A 26,233-nucleotide genomic window follows, 5' to 3' on the forward strand; every position below is an offset into this window, starting at 1 on the left:
ACCCGGCAGACCCTCGGCCACCGCACCCAACCCGGCCAGCACACCCTCACGGTCACCGACCACCACCGCCCGATGCTCGAACGCCGACCGCGTCGCCACCAGTGAGAACGCAGCATCACCCAGCACCAACCCCGGATCGGCACCCACATACGACGCCACCCGCCCCGCCTGCGCCCGCAACGCCTCCGCCGTACGACCCGACACCACCACCGGAACCACCGGCGACCCCAGCGCGACATCCGCCATCTCGGCATCCGGCGTCCGGTCCTGTACGGGCTCTTCGGCCGTGACCCGATCTTCCTCTGGCTCCTGTTCGAGGAGCACGTGCGCGTTGGTGCCGCTGATCCCGAACGACGACACCGCGGCCCGACGCGGACGGTCGGCCTCCGGCCATGACCGTGCCTCGGTCACCAGCTCGACCGCGCCCTCACTCCAGTCCACATGCGAGGACGGCTCGTCCACGTGCAGCGTCTTGGGCAGCGTCCCGTGCCGCATCGCCATGACCATCTTGATCACACCCGCGACACCGGCGGCCGCCTGCGTGTGACCGATGTTCGACTTGATCGACCCCAACAGCAACGGCCGATCCTCCGACCGATCCTGACCGTACGTCGCCAGCAAAGCCTGCGCCTCGATCGGGTCACCCAGCGTCGTCCCCGTACCGTGCGCCTCCACCGCGTCCACCTCGGACGCCGACAACCCAGCGCTCGCCAGCGCCTGACGGATCACCCGCTGCTGCGAGGGACCGTTCGGCGCCGTCAACCCGTTCGACGCACCATCCTGATTCACCGCAGAACCACGCACCACCGCCAGCACCCGATGACCGTTGCGCCGAGCATCCGACAACCGCTCCAGCACGAGGATGCCCACGCCCTCGGCCCACCCCACCCCATCGGCCGACTCCGCGAACGACCGACACCGCCCATCCACCGACAAACCCCGCTGCCGAGCGAACCCGATAAACGTGTTCGGCGTGGCCATCACCGTCACGCCACCGGCCAGCGCCAGTGAACACTCACCACCGCGTAGCGCCTGCGCGGCCAGGTGCAGCGCCACCAGCGACGACGAGCACGCGGTGTCCACCGTCACCGCCGGCCCCTCCAACCCCAGCGTGTACGACACCCGACCCGACGCCACACTCGGCGCCGTCCCCGTACTTTCGTAACCCTCGACGGCATCACGCTGAGCGATGCCCTCATCGGTCTGGTGCACCCGACCGGCCGCGTTGCCCAACGCCAGACCGTAATCGTTGTACATCAAACCGGTGAACACCCCGGTCCGACTCCCCCGCAACGACCCCGGCTCGATCCCGGCCCGCTCGACCGCCTCCCACGACGTCTCCAGCAGCAGTCGCTGCTGCGGATCCATCGCGAGAGCCTCACGCGGCGAGATCCCGAAGAGACTGGGATCAAACTCATCCGCATCATGCAAAAACCCACCATGACGCGTATACGACGTCCCCACCCGACCAGGATCCGGATCATAGATCCCCTCCAGATCCCACCCCCGATTCGTCGGGAACCCAGTGATCGCGTCAGTCTCCTCAACCACCAGACGCCACAAATCCTCCGGAGAAGACACCCCACCCGGATAACGACACGCCATCCCCACGATCACCACCGGATCGTCGGCCACCGACCGCACCACCGGCGAGAGCACATCCGCATCGGCCCGCTCACCGAGCAACTCACCCAGCAGGAACTCCGCCAGCCCAACCGGTGTCGGGTAATCGAAGACCAGCGTCGCCGGCAGGCGCAGCCCGGTCGCCGCGTTCAACCGATTGCGCAACTCCACCGCGGTCAGGCTGTCGAAGCCCAATTCCCGAAACTCCCGCCGAACATCCACCTTCTCTGGCGAGGCATGCCCCAGGACCACCGCCACCTGCGCCCGCACCGTCTCCACCATCAACCGCACCCGATCGGCCTCACCCAACCCGGCCAGCCGCCCCACCAGCGCACCGTCACCGACCATGACCGACGACGCCGCCGACCTGCGCGAGCCCCGCACCAGCCCGCGCAGCAGATGCGGCACCTCACCACCCACCCGCACCGCCGCCAGATCCAACCGCACCGGAACCACGGCAGGCCCGCCGGAACCGATCGCCGCCTCGAACAACACCACACCCTGCTCCGGCGTGATCGCCGACATCCCCGCACGCGTCAACCGACGCGCCTGAACCTCGTCCAACCCACCCGTCATCCCCGCGCCCTGCTCCCACGGACCCCACGCCAACGAACACCCCGCCAACCCCAGCCCCCGCCGATACTCCGCCAACGCGTCCAAGAACGCGTTGCCCGCCGCGTAATTGCCCTGCCCCGCCCCACCGAACGTCCCCGCCACCGACGAGAACACGATGAAACCGGCCAGATCCTCATCCTGGGTCAGCTCATGCAGATGCCACGCCGCATCCACCTTCGGCCGCAACACCACATCCAGATCCTCAGCCGACAACGACGGAATCGTCCCATCGGCCAGCACACCCGCAGTGTGAATCACCGCCGTCAACGGGTGTTCCTCCGGCACTTCGGCCAGCAACGCCGCCACCTGATCCCGATCGGCCACATCACACGCGACGACCTCGACCTCGACCCCATGCGCGATCAACTCCGCCCGCAACTCCACCGCCCCCGGAGCATCCAACCCCCGACGGCTGGTCAGCAGCAGACGACGCACCCCACGCTCGGCCACCACATGCCGCGCGAACAAACCCCCCAGACCACCCGTACCACCAGTGATCAACACCGTCCCCTCGGAATCCCAGACCCGCCCCTCACCCAAGCCGGAGACGGAACCGGACCCGAGATCAACGCCGCGCTCGGAGGCGGGCGTCACCCGCGCCAGGCGCGGCACCCGCACCTCACCCCTGCGCACCGCCACCTGCGGCTCACCCGAGGCCAGCACCCCCGCCAACACAGACGACGACAACTCATCGTCGATATCGACCAGCACGAACCGACCAGGATTCTCCACCTGCGCAGAACGCACCAACCCCCACACCGCCGCAGCCCCCAAATCCGCAACCACCTCACCCTCACCCGCGACCACCGCACCCCGCGACACCACCACCAACCGCGAACCCACACACCGCTCATCGGCCAACCACCCCTGCACCAACCCCAGAACACGAACGGTCAAAGCACGCACCGCCCCCACCACATCCCCGTCAGACCCCACCACGACGGTCACCACCTCCGGCACCACCTCCAGCGCCGCCAACTCCGCCACCGATGCCAGGTCAAAGGTCGGTTCGACCTGGTCAGGCCCGGTACCGGCCGCCGACACCTCAGACGACACCGTCCAGGTCAGCTGGAACAGCGAGTCCCGGTGCGGGGCACTACCGACGGCCGGCTGGCCGCCCGCGATCGGGCGCAGCAACAGTGAGCGCACCGACAGCACCGGCTCCCCTGCCGCGTCCACCGCGCTCAGCGACACCGCGCCGCCATCCGCCAGGACCAGCCGAACCCGTAGCACCGACGCCCCACCCGCGTGCAGACACACCCCACCCCACGAGAACGGCAACCGCACACCCTCTGAACCATCCAGATCGACGAAGGCCACCGCGTGCAACGCCGCATCCAGCAACGCCGGATGCAAGCCGAAGCCACCCGCATCGGCGACCTGCTCGGGCAGGCCGACCTCGGCGAACACCACACCGTCCGCGTCCTGCCAGGCTCCCCGCAACCCCTGGAACACCGGCCCATAACCCAGCCCGCCCTCGGCCAGCCGCTCGTACAACCCGCCCAGCTCGATCACCGACGCGCCCTTCGGCGGCCACACCCCGACGTCGAACCGCTCCCCGGTCTGGCCGTCGGACGCCAGCACACCACTCGCGTGCCGTACCCAGGCATCATGCTCACCGGCCCCCGCAGGCCGAGCATGAACACTCACCTCACGCCGACCCACCCCATCCGCAGCCCCCACCCGCACCTGCACCGCCACCGCATCGTCCTCACCCAGCACCAACGGCGCCACCAACGTCAACTCCTCCACCACCCCACACCCGACCTCATCCCCCGCCCGCACCACCAACTCCAAAAACCCCGTACCCGGGAAAATCACCATCCCGCCCACCACATGATCCGCCAACCACGGATGCGACCCCAACGAGACACGACCCGTCAACAACGCCTCATCACTATCGGCCAACCCCATGACCGCACCCAGCAGCGGGTGTCCCGCCACGACCTGTCCGAGACCTTCGGCGTCTCCGGCCCGTCTGCCACTCGGCCAGTACCACTGACGCTGGAAGGCGTACGTCGGCAGCTCTACCTGGCGGGCACCGGGGAACAAGGTCGGCCAGCTGACCGGCACCCCGCGTACGTGCAGCCCGGCCAGCGCCGCCACGATCGTCGCCTGCTCGCCCTGGCCCCCGCGCAGCGCCGACATCAATACCGGGTCGGAGTCCGAATATCCGTCCATGGTGACGCGACGGGTATCCGACTCCTCGGCGATCGCCCGCGAGCGAACCGTCTCCTCCGCGTCGGCGAGCGCGGTGAGGGTGTCGTCGGCCATCGCGGTGAGCACCCCGTCGGGGCCCAGCTCCAGATACGCCCGCACTCCCTGGCCGTGCAGGGTACGCACGCCGTCGGCGAAGCGGACCGCGCCACGGACCTGCTCCACCCAGTACTCCGGCGAGCACAACTGCTCGGCCGTGGCCTGCTCCCCGGTCAGGGTCGAGACCACCGGAATCCGCGGCGGGTCGTAGGTGAGCGTCCGGGCCAGCGTGCGGAAGTCCTCCAGCATCGGATCCATCAACGGCGAATGGAACGCGTGCGACACCCGCAACCGCTTCGTCCGCACCCCCCGCTCCTCCAGGGCGGCGGCCACCTCCAGCACCGCCTGCTCAACCCCGGAGACCACCACCGAGGACGGGCCGTTCACCGCCGCGACCGACACCTCCTTCTCCCGCCCGGCCAGCAGCTCGACGACCTCCTCCTCGGCGATCTGAACCGACACCATCGCCCCACCGGAGGGCAACCCCTGCATCAACCGCGCCCGACCCGCCACCAACGCACACGCATCCGCCAGCGACAACACCCCCGCCACATGAGCCGCCGCGATCTCCCCAACCGAATGACCGGTCAGCACATCCGGCCGGATTCCCCACGACGACACCAACCGGAACAACGCCGTCTCCACCGCGAACAACGCCGGCTGCGCCCACCCCGTCCGATCCAGCAACTCCGCCTCGACCGACCCCGGCTCGGCGAACAGCACCTCACGCAGCGACCCCTCAAGCAGCGGATCCAGCTCGGCGACCACCTCGTCCAACGCCGCCGCGAACACCGGGAACCGCTCGTACAGCTCCCGGCCCATCCCGGCGCGCTGGCTACCCTGGCCGGTGAACAACACCGCCAGCTTCAGCTCGCCCGCTGCCACGCCGCGCACCACACCCGCACCCGGCAGGTCCTCGGCCAGCGCACCCAACCCGGCGAGCACACCCTCACGGTCACCGACCACCACCGCCCGATGCTCGAACGCCGACCGCGTCGTCGCCAGCGAGAACGCAGCATCGGCCAGCCCCAGACCGGGCTCACCCTCCAGGAACGACGCCAACCGCCCGGCCTGCGCCCGCAACGCCTCCGCCGTACGACCCGACACCACCACCGGAGCCGTCTCAGCACCCGGCACCTGACCCGCTGTGCGAGCTTCGGCGGTTTCCGGGAGCTCCGGCCCCTGCTCGACGATCACGTGCGCGTTGGTGCCGCTGATCCCGAACGACGACACCGCGGCCCGACGTGAGCGGTCGGTCTCGGGCCACTCCGTCGGCTGGGTCAGCAGCTCCACCGCACCCGAGGACCAGTCCACATGCGACGAGGGCGCGTCCACGTGCAGTGTCCTGGGCAGCGTCCCGTGCCGCATCGCCATGACCATCTTGATCACACCCGCGACACCGGCGGCCGCCTGCGTGTGACCGATGTTCGACTTGATCGACCCCAACAGCAACGGCCGATCCTCCGACCGATCCTGACCGTACGTCGCCAGCAAAGCCTGCGCCTCGATCGGGTCACCCAGCGTCGTCCCCGTACCGTGCGCCTCCACCGCGTCCACCTCGGACGCCGACAACCCAGCGCTCGCCAGCGCCTGACGAATCACCCGCTGCTGAGACGGACCGTTCGGCGCCGTCAACCCGTTCGACGCACCATCCTGATTCACCGCAGAACCACGCACCACCGCCAGCACCCGATGACCATTACGCCGAGCATCCGACAACCGCTCCAGCACCAGCATGCCCACGCCCTCGGACCAGCCCGCACCGTCGGCGCTGTCGGAGAACGCCTTGCACCGTCCGTCGGCGGCCAGCCCTCCCTGGGCGCTGAAGTCGATGAACGAGGTCGGCGTGGCCATCACCGTCACGCCACCGGCCAGCGCCAGTGAACACTCACCCGAACGCAGCGCCTGCGCGGCCAGGTGCAGCGCCACCAGCGACGACGAGCACGCGGTGTCCACGGTCACCGCCGGCCCCTCCAGGCCGAGCGTGTAGGACAGGCGGCCGGTCGCGACACTACCGGCGCTACCCGTACCGGAGAAGCTCATCGCCTCCGGTGGCAACTCCACACCGGTCGCGTAGTCGTGGTACATGATCCCGGCGAACACGCCGGTACGGCTGCCGCGCAGCGAGAACGGGTCGATCCCGGCCCGCTCGACCGCCTCCCACGACGTCTCCAGCAACAACCGCTGCTGCGGATCCATCGCGAGAGCCTCACGCGGCGAGATCCCGAAGAACCCGGCATCGAACTCCCCGGCCTCGTGCAGGAACCCACCCTCACGCACATAACTGGTCCCCCGGCTCTCCCGATCCGGGTTGTACAACGTCCCGAGGTCCCAGCCGCGTGACGTCGGGAACCCGGTGATCGCGTCGGTCTCCTCGACCACCAGGCGCCACAAGTCCTCCGGAGAAGACACCCCACCCGGATAACGACACGCCATCCCCACGATCACCACCGGATCGTCGGCCACCGACCGCACCACCGGCGAGAGCACACCCACATCGGCCCGCTCACCGAGCAACTCACCCAGCAGGAACTCCGCCAGCCCAACCGGTGTCGGGTAATCGAAGACCAGCGTCGCCGGCAGGCGCAGCCCGGTCGCCGCGTTCAACCGATTGCGCAACTCCACCGCGGTCAGGCTGTCGAAGCCCAGCTCAAGGAACTCCCGCCGAACATCCACCGCCTCCGGCGAGGCATGCCCCAGGACCACCGCCACCTGCGCCCGCACCGTCTCCACCATCAACCGCACCCGATCGGCCTCACCCAACCCGGCCAGCCGCCCCACCAGCGCACCGTCACCGACCATGACCGACGACGCCGCCGATCTGCGCGAGCCCCGCACCAGCCCGCGCAGCAGATGCGGCACCTCACCACCCACCCGCACCGCCGCCAGATCCAACCGCGCGATCACCAGCGCCGGACGATCCGTCGCACTCACCGCGTCGAAGGACGCCAGTCCCTGCCCAGGCGAGAACGGCGCCATCCCGGAACGCGCCATCCGCCGCAGATCCACCTCATCCAACCCGCCTGTCATCCCCGCGTCCTGCGCCCACGGACCCCATGCCAACGAACGCCCGGCCAGCCCTCGCGCTCGCCGATGCTCCGCCAGCGCGTCCAAGAACGCGTTCGCCGCCGCGTAGTTGCCCTGCCCCGCCCCACCGAACGTCCCCGCCACCGACGAGAACACGATGAAATCGGCCAGATCCTCATCTTGGGTCAGCTCATGCAGATGCCACGCCGCATCCACCTTCGGCCGCAACACCGTGTCCAACCGCTCCGGTGTCAGCGACGGAATCGTCCCGTCATCCAGCACACCCGCGGTATGAATCACCGCCGTCAACGGGTGTTCCTCCGGCACCCCGGCCAGCAACGCCGCCACCTGATCCCGATCGGCCACATCACACGCCGCGATGGTGACCTCGACCCCATGCGCGATCAACTCCGCCCGCAACTCCACCGCACCCGGAGCATCCAACCCCCGACGGCTGGTCAGCAGCAGACGACGCACCCCACGCTCGGCCACCACATGCCGCGCGAACAAACCCCCCAGACCACCCGTACCACCAGTGATCAACACCGTCCCCTCGGAATCCCAGACCCGCCCCTCACCCAAATCAGAGTCAGCCCCGGAGCCGGACGACGCCGCCCGTACCAGCCGGGCAACCCACACCTCACCCCTGCGCACCGCCACCTGCGGCTCACCCGAGGCCAACACCCCCGCCAACACAGACGACGACAACTCATCGTCGATGTCCACCAGCACGAACCGACCAGGATTCTCCACCTGCGCAGAACGCACCAACCCCCACACCGCCGCAGCCCCCAAATCCGCAACCACCTCACCCTCACCCGCGACCACCGCACCCCGCGACACCACCACCAACCGCGAACCCACACACCGCTCATCGGCCAACCACCCCTGCACCAACCCCAGAACACGAACGGTCAAAGCACGCACCGCCCCCACCACATCCCCGTCAGACCCCACCACGACGGTCACCACCTCCGGCACCACCTCCAGCGCCGCCAACTCCGCCACCGGATCCGATGCCGGATCCAGGGACAGCTCGGCCGTACGACTGACGGAGCCGGACACCGAGGAGGTCGCCGTCTCCGGCCTCCGCACCCACTCCTGGTGGAACAGCGCGTCCCGCCCCAGCACCCGACCGTCGGCGACGGGGAGGTCCTCCGTCGATACCGGGCGCAGCAGCAGTGAGCGCACCGAGAGCACCGGCTCCCCGACCACGTCCACCGCGCTCAACGACAGCTCACCATCACCCACCCACGCCAACCGCACCCGCAGCACCGACGCCCCACCCGCGTGCAGACGCACCCCACCCCACGAGAACGGCAACCGCACACCCTCAAAACCATCCAGATCAGCAAAAGCCACCACATGCAACGCCGCGTCCAGCAACGCCGGATGCAAACCGAAACCACCCGCATCGGCAACCCGATCAGGCAACACCACCTCGGCGAACACCACACCGTCCTCGCCACGCCAGGCTCCCCGCAACCCCTGGAACACCGGCCCATAACCCAGCCCGCCCTCGGCCAGTCGCTCGTACAACCCATCCACCTCGAGCACCGACGCACCCTTCGGCGGCCACACCCCACCCTCGAAAGGCTCGAACCGCTCCCCGGCCTGGCCGTCGGACGCCAGCACGCCGATCGCGTGCCGTACCCAGGGTTCCTCGTCTCCGGCCTCCGCAGGGCGGGCGTGAATGCTCACCTCACACCGGCCTGACTCGTCCGGTGTCCTCACCCATACCTGCACCGCCACCGCGTCCCGTTCGCCGAGCACCAGCGGAGCGGTCAGGGTGAGTTCTTCGACCAGGTCACAGCCGACCTCATCACCGGCCCGTACCGCCAACTCCAGGAACCCGGTACCCGGGAAGATCACCGTCCCGCCCACCATGTGATCGGCCAGCCACGGATGCGACGTCAGCGAGACACGGCCGGTCAGCAACACCCCATCCGAACCGGCCACTCCCACAGCGGCTCCCAGCAGCGGATGGCTCGCAGCCGCGAGTCCCGCCGCCGTCACGTCTCCCATCTGCGAGCCGACGCCATCGGGCCAGAACCGTTCGCGCTGGAAGGCGTACGTCGGCAGATCCACTCGGGCGACCCGGGGAAGCGCCGCCGGCCAGTTCACCGGCACCCTGCGCACGTGCAGCGCGGCGAGCGCCATCATGATCGATTTTTGCTCGTCCTGGCCCCTACGCAGGGCCGGTACCAGCAGCACGTCCGGATCCGCCGCCGACCTCGCCTCCGCGCCGCTCGCCGATCCCGCGAACGCAGCCCCACGCGTTATCCCACCGGTGTTCGTGTCAGCGAGCGCGGTGAGGGTGTCGGCGGCCATCGCGGTGAGCACCCCGTCGGGGCCCAACTCCAGGTAGGCCCGAACCCCCTGGCCGTGCAGGGTACGGATGCCGTCGGCGAAGCGAACCGCGCCACGCACCTGTTCCACCCAGTACTCCGGCGAACACAACCGCTCCGCCGTCGCCGACTCCCCGGTCAACGTCGACACGATCGGGATCTCCGGCGGGCTGAAGGAGAGCGACCCGGCCACCGCGCGGAACTCCTCCAGCATCGGGTCCATCAGCGGGGAGTGGAACGCGTGCGACACCCGCAACCGCTTCGCCCTGATACCCCGCTCCTCCAGGGCGGCGGCCACCTCCAGCACCGCCTCCTCAACCCCGGAGACCACCACCGAGGACGGGCCGTTCACCGCCGCGACCGACACCTCCTTCTCCCGACCGGCCAGCAGCTCGACGACCTCCTCCTCAGAAGCCGCCACCGCCACCATCGCCCCACCCACAGGAAGCGCCTGCATCAACCGCGCCCGACCCGCCACCAGCACACACGCATCCGCCAGCGACAACACCCCCGCCACATGAGCCGCCGCGATCTCCCCAACCGAATGACCCGCCAGCACATCCGGCCGCACCCCCCACGACGACACCAACCGGAACAACGCCGTCTCCACCGCGAACAACGCCGGCTGCGCCCACCCCGTCCGATCCAGCAACCCCGCCTCCACCGACCCCGGCTCGGCGAACAACACCTCACGCAGCGACCCCTCAAGCAGCGGATCCAGCTCGGCGAACACCGCGTCCAACGCCGCCGCGAACACCGGGAAACGCTCATACAGCTCCCGGCCCATCCCGGCGCGCTGGCTGCCCTGACCGGTGAACAGGAACGCGACCTTGCCTCCGCTCCGCACCGAACCGGTCACCACGCCCGGATCCACCACCCCCCGCGCCAGCGCCGCCAGGCCTCCCACCAACTCCGCACGCCCGGCACCCACCACCACCGCCCGATGCTCGAACGCCGACCGAACCGTCGCCAGCGACACCCCCACCCCAGCCAACCTCGACCCGGACAAACCCTCCACGTGCGACAGCAACCGCTCCGCCTGCGCCCGCAACGCCACCTCACTACGCCCCGACACCACCCACGCGACAGCCCCGCCGTCGACCTCCTCACCACCGGCATCCACCGGTACCTCCACCGGCACCGGAGACTGCTCCAAGATCACATGCGCGTTGGTGCCGCTGATCCCGAACGACGACACCGCGGCCCGGCGCGACCGCTCCACCCGAGGCCACGCCCGTGCCTCGGTCACCAGTTCGACCGCGCCCTCGCTCCAGTCCACATGCGAGGACGGCTCGTCCGCATGCAGCGTGCGCGGCACCATGCCCTCGCGCATCGCCATGACCATCTTGATGATCCCCGCCACACCGGCGGCCGTCTGGGTGTGACCGATGTTCGACTTGATCGATCCCAGCAGCAGCGGCTCCGCAGTGTCGCGGCCCTGTCCGTAGGTGGACATCAGCGCCCGCGCCTCGATGGGATCGCCCAACCGCGTCCCGGTGCCGTGCGCCTCGACCACGTCGACATCCGACGCCGACAGTCCGGCGCTCGCCAGCGCCTGACGAATCACCCGCTGCTGCGAGGGACCGTTCGGCGCCGTCAACCCGTTCGACGCACCATCCTGATTCACCGCAGAACCACGCACCACCGCCAGCACCCGATGACCGTTGCGCCGAGCATCCGACAACCGCTCCAGCACCACCACCCCGACGCCCTCGGCCCACCCCACCCCATCGGCCGACTCCGCGAACGACCGACACCGCCCATCCACCGACAAACCCCGCTGCCGAGCGAACCCGATGAACGTGTTCGGCGTCGACATCACCGTCGCCCCGCCCGCCAACGCCAGCGAACAATCCCCAGACCGCAACGCCTGCGCCGCCAGGTGCACCGCCACCAGCGAGGAGGAGCACGCGGTGTCCACCGTCACCGCCGGCCCCTCCAACCCCAGCGTGTACGACACCCGACCCGACGCCACACTCGGCGCCGTCCCGGTGCCTTCGTAACCCTCGACGGCATCACGCTGGCCGAGACCTTCGACCACCTCGCCGACGGCCGCCTGGTGCACCCGACCGGCCGCGTTGCCCAACGCCAGACCGTAATCGTTGTACATCAAACCGGTGAACACCCCGGTCCGACTCCCCCGCAACGACCCCGGCTCGATCCCCGCCCGTTCCACCGCCTCCCACGACACCTCCAACAACAACCGCTGCTGCGGATCAACCGCCAACGCCTCACGCGGCGACATCCCAAAAAACCCAGGATCAAACTCATCCGCATCATGCAAAAACCCACCATGACGCGTATACGACGTCCCCACCCGACCAGGATCCGGATCATAGATCCCCTCCAGATCCCACCCCCGATTCGTCGGGAACCCAGTGATCGCGTCAGTCTCCTCAACCACCAGACGCCACAAATCCTCCGGAGAAGACACCCCACCCGGATAACGACACGCCATCCCCACGATCACCACCGGATCGTCGGCCACCGACCGCACCACCGGCGAGAGCACACCCACATCGACCTGCTCGGCGTCCACCGAGCCGAACAGCTCCCCGTGAAGGAACTCCGCCACGCCATACGAGGTCGGGTAGTCGAAGACGAGCGTCGCGGGCAGCGACAGCCCCGTCGCCGTGGCCAGCTGGTTGCGCAGTTCCACCGCGGCGAGCGAATCCAGCCCCATCGCGCTGAACGCCTGATCGGGCTCCACCGCATCCCCCGACGCGTACCCCAGCACCACCGCCACGTGCCGCCGTACCAGCTCCTCCAGCACCCGCCGGCGCTCGGCCGTGTCCAACCCGTCCAGGCGCCGCCGCAAGCCGTCTTCTCCGCCGCCACCTGCGGCCACCCGGATCGGCCGCCTCGCCGGTACCAGCCCGCGCAGCAACGCCGGTACCTCGCCGCCACGGCCCCGCATCACCTCCGTGTCCACCCGCAGCGGTACCGTCAACGCCGCGTCCGTCCGCACGCTCACGTCGAACAGCCGCACGCCCTCGGCCGCGGACAGCACGGGCAGCCCGAGCCTGGCCAGCCGGTCCCGGTCCGCGTCGGACAGCTCGGAGCTCATGCCGGTGGCCACATCCCACAGCCCGTACGCCAGCGACGTCGCCACCAGTCCTCGCGACCGTCGATGGGCCGCCAGCGCGTTCAGGAACACGTTCGCCGCCGCGTAGTTGCCCTGCCCCGCCGCCAGGACCAGCCCGCCGGCCGAGGACACCAGCGCGAACATCTCCAGCGGCAGATCCCTGGTCAGCTCGTGCAGATGCCAGGCGGCGTCCGCCTTCGGCCGCAGCACCGTCTCCAGCCGGTCTCGCGACAGCGCCTCCAGCACGCCGTTGTCCGCCGTTCCGGCCGCGTGCACCACACCCACCAGCGGGGCCGAGTCGGAAATCGACTCCACGACCCGTACCAGCGACTCCCGATCCCCGACGTCACACGCCACCACGCGAACCTCGGCGCCCAGCGCCGTCAGCTCCCGCACCAGCGTCTCGACGCCCTCCGCCGACGGCCCTCGCCGGCTCACCAGCAGCAGGGAACGCACGCCGTGATCGGTCACCAGACGACGAGCCAGCAACGCCCCCAATCCGCTCGTACCTCCCGTCACCAGCACCGTCCCCGCCGCCAACCCGGCGGAGCCGTCGGCCGGCTCGGCGGAGTCCGGGCCCGAGCCGTCGGCGGGCCGCTCAGGCCTGGCCATCCTGACCAGCCGGGGCACCAGGAACGTCTCCGACCGCACCGCGAGTTCCGGCTCGCCGGAGGCCACCGCCGCCCGCACCGCCGCGTCCCGTTCCTGGTCCTCCTGAAGATCCAGCAGCACGAAGCGCCCGGGGTGCTCGGCCTGCGCCGCCCGCACCAGTCCCCATACCGGCGCGACCGTCACATCCACGTCCGCGCCCTCGCTCACCGCCACCGCGCCCCTGGTCACCACCACCAGAGGTGCCGATCCCCGGCTCTCCCGCTCCAGCCACGCCTGCAGCGCCTCAAGCACGTCTCCGGTCACCGAGCGCACCACGTCCGGCGTCTCGCCGGTCGGCGGTGCCGCGCAGTCCACCACCGCGATCGAGTCATCGGCACCGACAGCCAGGCCGGACACGTCGGAGGCCTGGTCGGCGGCGAGCGCGGACCACTCCGTCACCCGCGCCGAACCGGCCGTGGGCATCTCGATCGGGTTCCACTCCACCAGGAACAGGGACCGCTCCCCTGCCGTGCCCAACTGCTCCGCCGACACCGGACGCCCCACCATCGATCCCGCCGACAGCACCGGTCGGCCGTTCTCGTCGGCCACGTCCAGGACCAGCGTGTGCTCGCCCGAATGCCGTACCCGCACCCGCAGCGTCGAGGCGCCCGCCGCGTGCAGCACCACCTGCCGCCACACGAACGGCAACACCGCCCGCCCGCCGCTCGCCACGCCCGAGGGATCGATGAGTGATACGTGCATCGCCGCGTCCAGCAGGGCCGGATGCACACCGAACCGCCCCGCCTCCGTGGCCATCCGCTCACCCAGCACGACCTCGGCGAACAGCTCCTCCCCTCGCCGCCACGCCGCGCGCAACGCCTGAAACGCCGGACCGTAGCCGTAGCCGACCTCGGCCAGCCGTTCGTAGGCCCCCGTCACGTCCACCTCGGCCGCCCCCGCCGGCGGCCACTGCACCAGATCGAATCCCGGCTCCTCCGCTCGCTCTGCGAGCACTCCCTGGGCGTGCAGCGTCCAGTCGCCGCCCTCTCGCCCGTCCGCCCGGGAATACACCCGGACCGCGCGCCTTCCGGCCTCACCGGGGCCGTCGACCACCACCTGGACCCGCACCCCACCGGTCTCCGGAAGCACCAGCGGCGCCTGCAGCGCCAGTTCCTCCAGCACCGCGCAGCCGACCTCGTCGCCCGCGCGGACCACCAGTTCCACGAATCCCGTTCCCGGCAGCAGCACCCGGCCCAGAACCTCGTGGTCGCGAATCCACGGGTGAGTCGACGCCGACATCCGCCCGGTCAGGACCACCCCGTCCGACTCCGGTGACACCATCACCGCTCCCAGCAGCGGGTGGAGCGCCGTCTCAAGCCCCAGACCCCGCGCGTCCCCGCCTCGCCTGCCGCTCGGCCAGAACCGCTCCTTCTGGAAGGCGTAGGTGGGCAACTGCACCCGGCGGGCGTCGGGGAGCACGGCCGGCCAGCTCACCGGTACTCCACGCACGTACAACCCGGCCAGCGCCGTCACGATCGTCTTCTGCTCGTCCTGGCCTCCGCGCAGTACCGACGCCAGCAGCGCGTCCGGACCGGAAGCGGTTCCGGCCTCCACGTCGGCGAGCGCTGCGAGGGTGTCGGACGCCATCGCGGTGAGCACACCATCGGGGCCGAGTTCCAGGTACGCCCGCACACCCTGCTCGTGCAGGGTACGGACGGCGTCGGCGAAGCGGACCGCGCCACGGACCTGCTCCACCCAGTACTCCGGCGAGCACAACTGCTCGGCCGTGGCCTGCTCCCCGGTCAGGGTCGAGACCACCGGAATCCGCGGCGGATCGTAGGTGAGCGACCCCGCCACCACCCGGAACTCCTCCAGCATCGGGTCCATCAACGGCGAGTGGAACGCGTGCGACACCCGCAACCGCTTCGCCCGGATCCCCCGCTCCTCCAGAGCGGCGGCCACCTCCAGCACCGCCTCCTCAACACCGGAGATCACCACCGAGAACGGGCCGTTCACGGCCGCGACCGACACCTCACCCTCGCGCCCGGCGAGCAACTCGGCGACCTGCTCCTCGGAGGCCCGCACCGAGACCATCGCCCCACCCGCGGGCAACGCCTGCATCAACCGCGCCCGGGCCGCCACCAGCGCACACGCGTCGGCGAGCGACAACACACCGGCCACATGGGCCGCAGTGATCTCCCCGACCGAATGCCCCGCCAGCACACCCGGCCGCACCCCCCACGAGGACACCAGCCGGAACAACGCGGTCTCCACCGCGAACAGCGCCGGCTGCGCCCACCCGGTCCGATCCAGCGCCTCAGCCTCAGCCGACCCCGGCTCGGCGAACAACACCTCACGCAACGACCGGCCACCCAGCCCTCCGGCCGATCCACGCTCCACCCCCTCAAGCAACGGATCCAGCTCCGCGATCACCGCGTCCAATGCCTGCGCGAACACCGGGAAACGGTCATACAGCTCCCGGCCCATCCCCGCCCGCTGACTGCCCTGGCCGGTGAACAGGAACGCCGGCTTCGGCTCCGGCCCGGCCACCCCGCGCACCACACCCGCACCCGGCAGGTCCTCGGCCAGCGCACCCAACCCGGCGAGCACGCCGTCACGGTCACCGACCACCACCGCCCGATGCTCGAACGCCGACCGCGTCGTCGCCAGCGAGAACGCCACATCGGCCAGGCCAAGATCAGGCTCACCCTCCAGGAACGACGCCAACCGCCCGGCCTGCGCCCGCAACGCCCCCGCAGAACGACCCGACACCAGCACCGGCACCGGCACCGCGCCCGGTTCGACCTCGCCTCGCGGAGCCTCCGGCTCCCGCCGCGCCTCGTCGGTTTCGGACTCGGGGAACTGCTCGATGATCACGTGCGCGTTGGTGCCACTGATCCCGAACGACGACACCGCGGCCCGGCGCGGACGGCCCGTCCGCGGCCATTCCACCGGCTCGGTCAGCAGCTGCACCGCGCCCGAGGCCCAGTCCACGTGCGAGGAAGGCTCGTCCACATGCAACGTCCGGGGCAGCACCCCGTGCCGCATCGCGAGCACCATCTTCATCACACCGGCCACGCCGGCCGCCGCCTGCGTGTGACCGATGTTCGACTTGATCGACCCCAGCAGCGCCGGCCGGTCCTCCGGCCGGTCCTGGCCGTAGGTCGCCAGCAGCGCCTGCGCCTCGATCGGGTCACCCAGCGTCGTACCGGTCCCGTGCCCCTCCACCGCGTCGACATCCGACGTCGAGAGCCCCGCTCCGGCCAGGGCCTGACGGATCACCCGCTGCTGAGACGGACCGTTCGGCGCGGTCAGACCGTTGGACGCGCCGTCCTGGTTCACCGCAGAGCCGCGCACCACCGCGAGCACCTCGTGGCCGTTGCGGCGCGCGTCCGACAGCCGCTCCAGCACCAGCACCCCGACACCCTCCGACCAGCCGACCCCGTCGGCCGAGTCGGCGAACGACCGGCACCGCCCGTCAGAGCTCAGACCGCCCTGGCGGGAGAAGTCGACGAAGGTGTCCGGGGTCGCCATCACCGTCACCCCACCGGCCAGCGCCAGCGAGCACTCACCCGAGCGCAGTGCCTGAGCCGCCAGATGCAACGCCACCAGCGACGACGAGCACGCGGTGTCCACCGTGACCGCCGGACCCTCCAGACCCAGCGTGTACGACACCCGCCCGGAGGTCACGCTGCCCGTGGTCCCGTTGACCACGATCCCGCGCAGTTCCTCCGGTGCGCCGTCTCCCGTCGACGGATAGTCGTGGTACATCATCCCGGCGAAGACACCGGCTCGACTGCCCTTCAGGGTGAGCGGGTCGATGCCCGCCCGTTCGACGGCCTCCCAGGAGGTCTCGAGCAGCAGTCGTTGCTGGGCGTCGATCGCCAGCGCCTCGCGCGGCGAGATCCCGAAGAACGGCGCGTCGAACTCGGCCGCGTCGTACAGGAATCCGCCCGCGCGGGCGAAGGACGTGTCGGGAAGCTCCCAGCCTCGGTCGGCGGGGAAGTCCGAGATGACGTCCCTGCCCTCGGTGACCAGTTCCCAGAGCTGTTCCGGAGAGGTGACGCCGCCCGGATAGCGGCAGGCCATGCCGACGATGACGATCGGGTCCCCGGTGAGGGGGGCCGTGACCTGCGCGGAGGGCGTGGGGGCCGCCTCGACGCCGTCGAGGCGCTCGCGGATGAAGCCGGTCACCGCCGTCGGGGTGGGCTGGTCGAACACCAGCGTGGCGGGCAGCCGGATGCCGGTCGCCTCGGTCAACCGGTTGCGCAGTTCCACCGAGGTGAGGGAGTCCAGGCCGAGGTCCTGGAAGGTGAGATGCGGCGAGATCGCGTCCGCCGAGGCGTGCCCCAGCACGGCGGCCACCTGACCGAGCACCAGCGTGGAGACGGCCTCGCCGAGTTCCTCTCCCGACAGGGCGCCGAGGGCGTCGGAGCCGGTGGAGGCGACGGCGGCCCGCCGGATGGGAGCGGGCACCAGGGCGCGGAAGACCTCCGGCACATGGCTCCGCGCCCGTAGTGCGGCCCGGTCCAACCGCGCCGCCACCGGCGCCGGCTCCGGGCTCGCCAGCGCGGCGTCGAGGAAGGCGAGCCCCTGCTCGCCGGACAGGGGGCGCAGTCCGACCCGTGCCATGCGCCGCATGTCCGTCTCGGTGAGGGCGGCGGTCATGCCAATGTCCTGCCGCCACGGCCCCCACCCGATCGACAGGCCCGCCAGTCCTCGGGCGGTGCGCTGCCGCACGAGGGCGTCGAGGAAGGCGTTCGCCGCGGTGTAGCTCGCCTGGCCTCCGTTGCCGAGCGTCCCGAACACCGAGGAGAACAGCACGAAGGCGGTCAGATCGAGATCGCGGGTGAGCTCGTGCAGGTGCCAGGCGCCGTCCGCCTTCGGCCGCAGCACGGTGTCCATCCGCTCGGGTGTCAGTGCCTCGACCAGCCCGTCGTCGAGCACGCCCGCGGCGTGGACCACCCCGGTGAGCGGGTGCTCCGGGGAGATCCCGGCGATCAGTTCGGCGAGGGCTTCGCGGTCGGACACGTCACAGGCGACGGCCGTGACCTCGGCCCCCAGGACGGTCAGCTCCGAGGTCAGTTCCGCGGCGCCCTCGGTGTCCATGCCGCGACGACCGACCAGTGTCAGGTGACGTACGCCGTGCTCGGTCACCAGGTGGCGGGCGACGAGCGCGCCCAGCCCGCTCAGGCCACCGGTGACGAGGACGGTGCCCCCGGTACGGAAGGTGGCCGGTGTGAGAGAGGCGGCGGCGCCGACCTCGACGAGTCTCGGCACCCGGAGCAGGCCGTCGCGTACCGCGATCTGCGGCTCGGTGGAGTCGAGCGCCGCGACCAGCGTCTCACCGGTCACCCGCTCGACGTCGAGGTCGAGCAGGAGGAACCGCCCCGGGTTCTCCGCCTGCGCCGAGCGCACCAGACCCCAGGCCGCCGCGGCGACGGGATCGGGCTCGGCCTCGGCGTCGACGGCAACCGCCCCACGCGTCACGAAGATCACGGGAGTGTCGGTGTGCTCGTCGCGCCCGCTCTCCCGCAGCCGGGCCAGGACCGCCGAGGTCACCGACCGTACGGCGGCCGGAACGTCGTCTTCGGCCGGTGTGATGACTTCGACCAGCGTCACGTCCGCGGCCGGGTCGGGCTCGTGTACGAGGTCCGCCGTCTGCCCGGCCGCGCGCAGGGCGGCGACGAGACCGCGTTCGTCGGAGCCGAGCACCGACCAGCGCCTCGCCGGATGGTCCTCGCTCCCGGATTCCGGTGCGAGCGGCCAGTCCAGTCGCAGCAGAGGTCCGCCGGTGCGCGTCGCGGGCCGCGCATCGTTCGGCCGGAGCGCGAGGGATCGTACCGAGGCGACCAGGCCGCCCTCGGCGTCGGCCACGACCAGCGTGATGGCGTCCGTACCGGTTCCGCTCATCCGGACGCGGAGCGTCGAGGCGCCGGACGCGTGCAGGGACACCCCGGCCCAGGCGAACGGGAGCAGCCCACCGTTCGCCTCGTCGATCCCGGTGAGGGACGCCACGTGCAGCGCGGCGTCGAGCAGGGCCGGGTGCAGCCCGTAAGAGCCCGCGTCGGCGGCGGGGCCTTCCGGCAGGGCGACCTCGGCGAACACGTCCCGGCCGGTACGCCAGACGGCGCGCACCCCCTGGAACGCGGGGCCGTAGGAGAAGCCCGCCTCCGCCCGCCGCTCGTAGAAACCGTCGAGGTCCATCGGGACGGCGTCGGCGGGGGGCCATTCACCCATGCCGGGGTCGGGGACGCCCGGCACGCCGGGAGTGAGCACGCCGGTGGCGTGCCGGGTCCAGGGTGCCTCCGGCTCGTCCACCGCCTGGGAGTACACGCCGATCGTCCGGGCTCCGTCGCCGTCGGCGGCGCTGAGCGCGACCTGCAGCCGCACGTCGCCCCGTTCGGGCAGCGTGAGTGGCGCGGTGAGGGTGAGTTCCTCCACCAGGCCGCATCCGACCTCGGCGGCCGCCCGCGTGGCCAACTCGACGAAGGCCGTGCCGGGGAACAGCACCCGTCCTGCCACCACGTGGTCGGACAGCCACGGGTGCGCGGCCGTCGAGACCAGACCGGTGAACAGGAACCCGCCGGTGTCGGGCAGTTCCACCGCCGCGCCGAGCAGCGGGTGTCGCGGCCGGTCCAACCCCGCCGAGGTGACGTCGCCCACGGTCGCCGAGGGGTCCGGCCAGTACCGCTCCCGCTGGAACGCGTACGTCGGCAGGTCCACCCGGCGAGCCGCGGTACCTGAGAACAGCTCCGGCCAGCGCACCGGCGTCCCGCGCACGTACAGCCGGGCGGCCGCCGCCAGTGCGGCGGCGGCCTCGCCGCGGTCCCTGCGCAGGATGGGGAACGCCTGCGGTTCCGGCGTCCCCGCAGGGTTCCGGCCGGTCTCCGGAGACGGGTTCCGGCCGGTGGCCGGGGCGAGGTTACGGCCGGCCTCCGGGGCGAGGTTCTGGTGGACGAGCGCCGACAGCCCGCCGTCGGGGCCGAGCTCCAGGAAGACCGTGGCCCCCGCCGCCGCGGCGGCGCGGATCGCGTCGGCGAAGCGCACCGGACGCGTGACGTGGTCCACCCAGTACTGCGGCGAGCACAGGTACGCGGCGTCGATGGGAGCGCCGGTCACGGTGGAGACGATGGCCCTCTTCGGCGGGTGGAAGGTCAGCTCTTCGGCGACCTCCCTGAACTCCGCCAGCATGGGCTCCATCAGCGGCGAGTGGAAGGCGTGGCTCACCCGCAGGCGCCTGGCCCCGTCGAAGCGCGCGGCGACGCGCAGGACGGCCTCCTCGGCTCCGGCGATCACGACGGAGGAGGGGCCGTTCACCGCGCCGATGACGGCCCCGTCCTCCAGCGCCGCCTCGACCTGCGCCTCGCCGGCCTGGACGGACACCATCGCCCCGCCTTCGGGCAGGCGCTGCATCAGCCGGCCCCTGGCGGCGACGAGCGTGCAGGCGTCGTCCAGCGACAGCACGCCTGCCACGTGGGCCACGGCGATCTCGCCGATCGAGTGCCCCACCAGCAGGTCGGGGGTCACGCCCCAGGACTCGACCAGGCGGAAGAGCGCCACCTCGATCGCGAAGAGCGCCGGTTGGGCGTACTCGGTGCGGTCCAGCGGCCCGGCGTCCGCGCCGAACATCACCTCGACAGGGGATCTCTCCAGCCTGCCGGCGAGCCGCGCGAACACCTCGTTGAGCGCGCGGGCGAAGACCGGGAAGCGGGCGGCGAGTTCGCGGCCCATTCCGATCCGCTGCGCACCCTGTCCCGCGAACAGCATCGCGAGCGAGCCGGGCGTGCCGGCGACGCCGCGGGCCACCTCGGTCACGCCGTCGGCTCCGGACAGCAGTACCGCCCGGTGGGCAAACTCCGAGCGGCCCGTCACCAGCGAGTACCCGATGTCGGCCGGATCGGCTCCGCTCTCGGCGGCGAAGGACGCCAGCCGGTCGATCTGGGCGCCGAGCGCGGCCTCGGTCTTGCCGGAGACCACCCAGGGCACCGGCGCGGGTGCCCCCGGTGTCGTGCTCGGTGTCGTGCTCGGTGTCGCGGCGGGCTCGGAGGGATCGGCCTGCCCGGGCGATCGCTCGGCGGAGGGGTCCGGCACCTGTTCGACGATCACGTGCGCGTTGGTGCCGCTGATACCGAACGACGACACCCCGGCCCGGCGGGGCCGCCCGGCCTCCGGCCATCCGGCGCGGTCGGTCACCAGCCCGACCGCGCCGGCCGACCAGTCCACGCGCGAGGTGGGGGCGTCGACGTGCAGCGTCCGCGGCACGATTCCCTGCCGCATGGCCATCACCATCTTGATCACGCCCGCGACCCCCGCGGCCGCCTGGGTGTGACCGATGTTCGACTTGATCGACCCGAGCAGCAGCGGCCGTTCCCTGTCCTGCCCGTACGTCGCCAGCAGGGCCTGCAGCTCGATCGGGTCGCCCAGTCTGGTGCCCGTGCCGTGCGCCTCCACCACGTCCACATCCGACGGGGAGAGCCCGGCGCCGGTGAGGGCCTGGCGGATCACCCGCTGCTGGGAGACACCGCTGGGAGCGGTCAGGCCGTTGGAGGCGCCGTCGGAGTTCACCGCGGATCCGCGGAGTACGGCGAGCACCCGGTGGCCGTTGCGGCGGGCGTCCGACAGGCGTTCCAGCACCAGCACGCCGGCGCCCTCGGCCCAGCCCGTGCCGTCCGCGGCGTCGGCGAACGCCTTGCACCGCCCGTCCGGGGAGAGGCCGCCCTGCTTGGCGAACTCCAGGAAGATGCCGGGCGTCGACATCACGGTGACTCCGCCCGCCAGCGCGAGCGAGCACTCCCCCGACCGCAGCCCCTGCGCGGCCAGGTGCAGGCCGACCAGCGACGACGAGCACGCGGTGTCCACCGTGATCGCGGGGCCCTCCAGCCCCAGGGTGTAGGCGACCCGGCCGGACAGGACGCTGGGCGAGGTGCCCGTCAGCGTGTAGCCTTCGGCGTCTCCTGACGCTTCGTGCATCCGGGCGCCGTAGTCCTGCGCCATCGCGCCGAGATACACGCCGGTGCGGGTGCCGTCCAGCGACGAGGGCGAGATCCCGGCACGCTCCACCGCCTCCCAGGTCACCTCCAGCGCCAGCCGCTGCTGCGGGTCCATCGCGAGCGCCTCGCGCGGCGAGATCCCGAAGAATCCGGCGTCGAAGTCTCCCGCGGCGTGGAGGAAGCCTCCGGGATGGTCCGCGGCGAGGGTTCCCATCCGCCAGCCGCGGTCGGCGGGCAGCGCGGACACGGCGTCCTCGCCGGTGTCGACGAGCCGCCACAGGCTTTCCGGGGAGTCGATACCGCCCGGGTAGCGGCAGGCCATCCCGATGATCGCGATGGGCTCACCGGCCGCGGGAGTTGAGGCCACCGGTTCCGGAGGCGGAGGTTCGGAACCGGTGGCGGCTGTGGACCCCAGGAACGCGGCGAGTCTCGCCGGCGTGGGGTGGTCGAAGAGGGCGGTGGCGGTCAGCGCCGGCCCGCCGTTCGTGTCGAGCCGGGTCGTGAGCTCGACGAGCATCGCGGAGTCGAAGCCGAGCTCCTTGAACGGCAGGCCGAGGTCGATCCCGTCGGGGTCGTAGGTGCCGAGGACCGCCGCGCAGGCGTCGCGGACCAGGTCCAGCGGGCCGCCGGAGCCGGGCCGCCGAACGGTGTCCGACTCCTTTGGCCCGTCCGAGTCGTCCGGCCTCGCGTCGTCCGTCGCCGCCGATCCCGCCCGCGGTGCCGTCCACTCCCGTTCCCTGCCGGACTCCTCCAGCCAGTGGCGGTCCCGCTGGAAGGCGTACGTCGGCAGCTCGACCCGGGAGGCGGCGGGCAGGAACCTCTCCCACTCGACCTCCACCCCGTTCGCGTAGAGCTCGGCGATCGAGGTCAGCACGCGGGAGATCCCCGCGTTGTGCCTCTGAAGGGTGCAGACGGCCACCGCCGGACGGCCGACGGCCCGCGCGCTCTCGTGGATGCTGCCGACCAGCACGGGGTTCGGGCTCACCTCGACGAAGAGACCGAACCCGTCGGCGAGCAGCCGCTCCACCGCGCCCTGGAAGTCGACCGGCCTGCGCAGGTTGCGGTACCAGTAGTCGCCGTCGAGCTCGGCGGTGTCGAGGGGGGCACCGGTCACCGTCGAGTAGAAGGCGATCGCCGAGCCGCGCGGCCGGATCGGCGCCAGCAGCGGTGCCAGGCGCTCCTCGATCTGCTCGACGACGGAGGAGTGCGAGGCGTAGTCGATGTTGACCCGGCCCATCCGCACCGTGTCCGCCCACTCGGCCGTCATCTCGGCCAGCGCCTCGTTGTCCCCGGACACCACCACGGAGGACGGGCTGTTCACGGCGCCGATGGACAGGCGGCCCGCCCAGCGGGCCAGCCGCTCCTCCACGACCTCCAGGGGAAGTCCCACCGAGACCATGCCGCTTCTGCCGGAGAGGACCTCGGTGATCAGCTTCGATCTGGCGGTCACGAGGTACGCGCCGTCCTCCAGTGACAGCGCGCCCGCGACGCACGCGGCGGCGACCTCCCCCTGCGAGTGGCCCACCACCGCGGCCGGTTCCACACCGTACGACCGCCACAGTGCCGCGAGGGAGACCATGATCGCCCACAGCACGGGCTGGATCACGTCGGCGCGCTCCCTGGGCGGGCCACCGGGCTCCCCCCGTACGACGCTCGTCAGCGACCAGTCGACGAACGGCGCCAGCGCCGCCTCGCATTCCGCCATGGCGGCGGCGAACGCCGGGGAGGAGTCGAGCAGCTCCGCCCCCATCCCGGCCCACTGCGATCCCTGACCGGGAAAGACGAAGACCTGCTGGCCGGGGCGTTGCCACACGCCGGCCAGCGGCGCGGTGTGCTGACCGAGGCCGAGGACGAGACGCATCTGATCGAGGCGCTCCACCCGGTCGGACAGCACGCCACCGGAAGCGGACTCGACCTCGGTCCTGCCGCGCACCACTCCCGGCGCGGAGCGCCCCTCCGACAGTGCGTCCAGCGCGTGGAGCAGCTGCTCGCGTCCGTCGCCGACGACGACCGCTCGATGGCGCAGACCGGCCCGCGTCGTGGCCAGCGAGAAGGCCACGTCGCCGGTCGAGAGGTCCTCCCGTTCCCTGACGTGGCGGGCGAGCCGCGCCGCCTGCGCCCGCAGCGCGCCCTCGGTGTGGCCGGACAGCGGCCAGGTCACCGGGGCCGGCGCCTCGGCGCCCTCGGGTACGGCGATCCCGCCCGCGGCCACCGGGGCCGGCGAGGTGCGCTCGGGGGCGGAGGTCAGCACGACGTGGCAGTTGGTGCCGCCGATACCGAACGAGGAGACGCCCGCGATGATCCGCCCGTCACCGTCACCGTCGTTCACCGGCCACGGCGTCGGAGAGCCCACCACCCGCAGGTTCCACTCGTCGAAGCGGATCGCGGGGTTCGGCCGCTCGAAGTTCAGGCTCGGCGGCAGCAGCCGGTGCTCGATGGCCAGCACGGTCTTGAGCAGCCCGACGATGCCGGCGGCGCCCTCCAGATGGCCGACGTTGGTCTTGGCCGATCCCACCCACAACGGCGCGTCCGAGCGGCCGGTACCGTGCACCGCGCCGAGCGCCGCGGCCTCGACGGGGTCGCCCACCCTGGTGCCGGTGCCGTGCAGCTCGACGTAGCCGACGCTCGCCGGGTCCACACCGGCGCGCCGGTACGCGGAGCGCAGCACCCGCTCCTGCGCCCGAGGGCTCGGGGTGGTGAGCGTCTCGCCGGAACCGTCGTTGTTCACCGCGCTGCCCGAGATGACGCAGTACACGTGGTCGCCGTCCGCGAGGGCGCGCGACAGCGGCTTGAGGAGGACGACGGCGCCGCCCTCGCCGCGGACGTAACCGTTCGCCCGCTCGTCGAAGGTGAAACACCTGCCGTCGGGGGACAGCGCGCCGAGTTCCGCGGCCGCCAGGGCGCTCTCCGCGGCGAGGTTGAGCTGGACCCCGCCCGCGAGGGCCATGTCCGACTCGCCGCTGCGGATGCTCTCGCAGGCGAGGTGCACCGCGACCAGCGATGACGACTGGCCGGTATCCACGGCCATGCTCGGGCCCGTCAGGGCGAGGAAGTGCGACACCCGGTTGGCGAGGATGCTGCGGTTGACGCCCGTGAGCGAGTGGTGGCCGATTCCCGCCGCGCCGTTCTGGCGGCTCAGCAACGCGTAGTCGTCGGCCATCACGCCGATGAACACGCCGACGTCGGTGCCGCGCAGGAGCGCGGGCGCGACACGCGCGTTCTCCAGCGCCTCCCAGCCGAGTTCCAGCATCAGCCGCTGCTGGGGGTCCATCGCACGGGCCTCACGGGGGGAGATCCCGAAGAATCCGGCGTCGAACCGGTCGACCGCGTCCAGGAAGGCACCGTGCTCGCCGGGACCCGGCTCGGTGTTCGCGCTCCAGCGGCCGGGTGGCACCGTGGACACGGCGCTCACTCCGTCGCGCAGCAGCCGCCAGAACTCCGCCGGACCTGGCGCGGAGGGCAACCGGCAGGACACTCCGACGATCGCGATGCGATCGTCCTCCGTGCCGGAGTCATGGTCAGGCATGAACTCGGGTCGATTCACGCACCGCTCCCCATACACGTCGTCATGCCGATACGCGGAGACTCGATTCGCCGCCCGGCGAGGGTGGGCGCTCGGATCACCGCGTTCGGCTCGTGGCCTCACGGCCAGCACGAACTATGCCGAGCACGGGCTGCGCGTTTCACTAGTTGTG

At 71.5% G+C, this 26,233-nt stretch carries 1 protein-coding gene; it reads right to left on the reverse strand.

Annotated elements, in window-relative coordinates; genetic code table 11:
- The coding region (locus ACIBH4_RS37080) for an SDR family NAD(P)-dependent oxidoreductase (RefSeq protein WP_399173710.1) at nt 1-26,082 on the reverse strand (26,082 nt) is incomplete at its 3' end.
- Nucleotides 26,083-26,233: the final 151 nt, after the last annotated feature.

It is taken from the genome of Streptosporangium sp. NPDC050284 (genome assembly GCF_044459525.1).
Taxonomy (GTDB): Bacteria; Actinomycetota; Actinomycetes; order Streptosporangiales; family Streptosporangiaceae; genus Streptosporangium.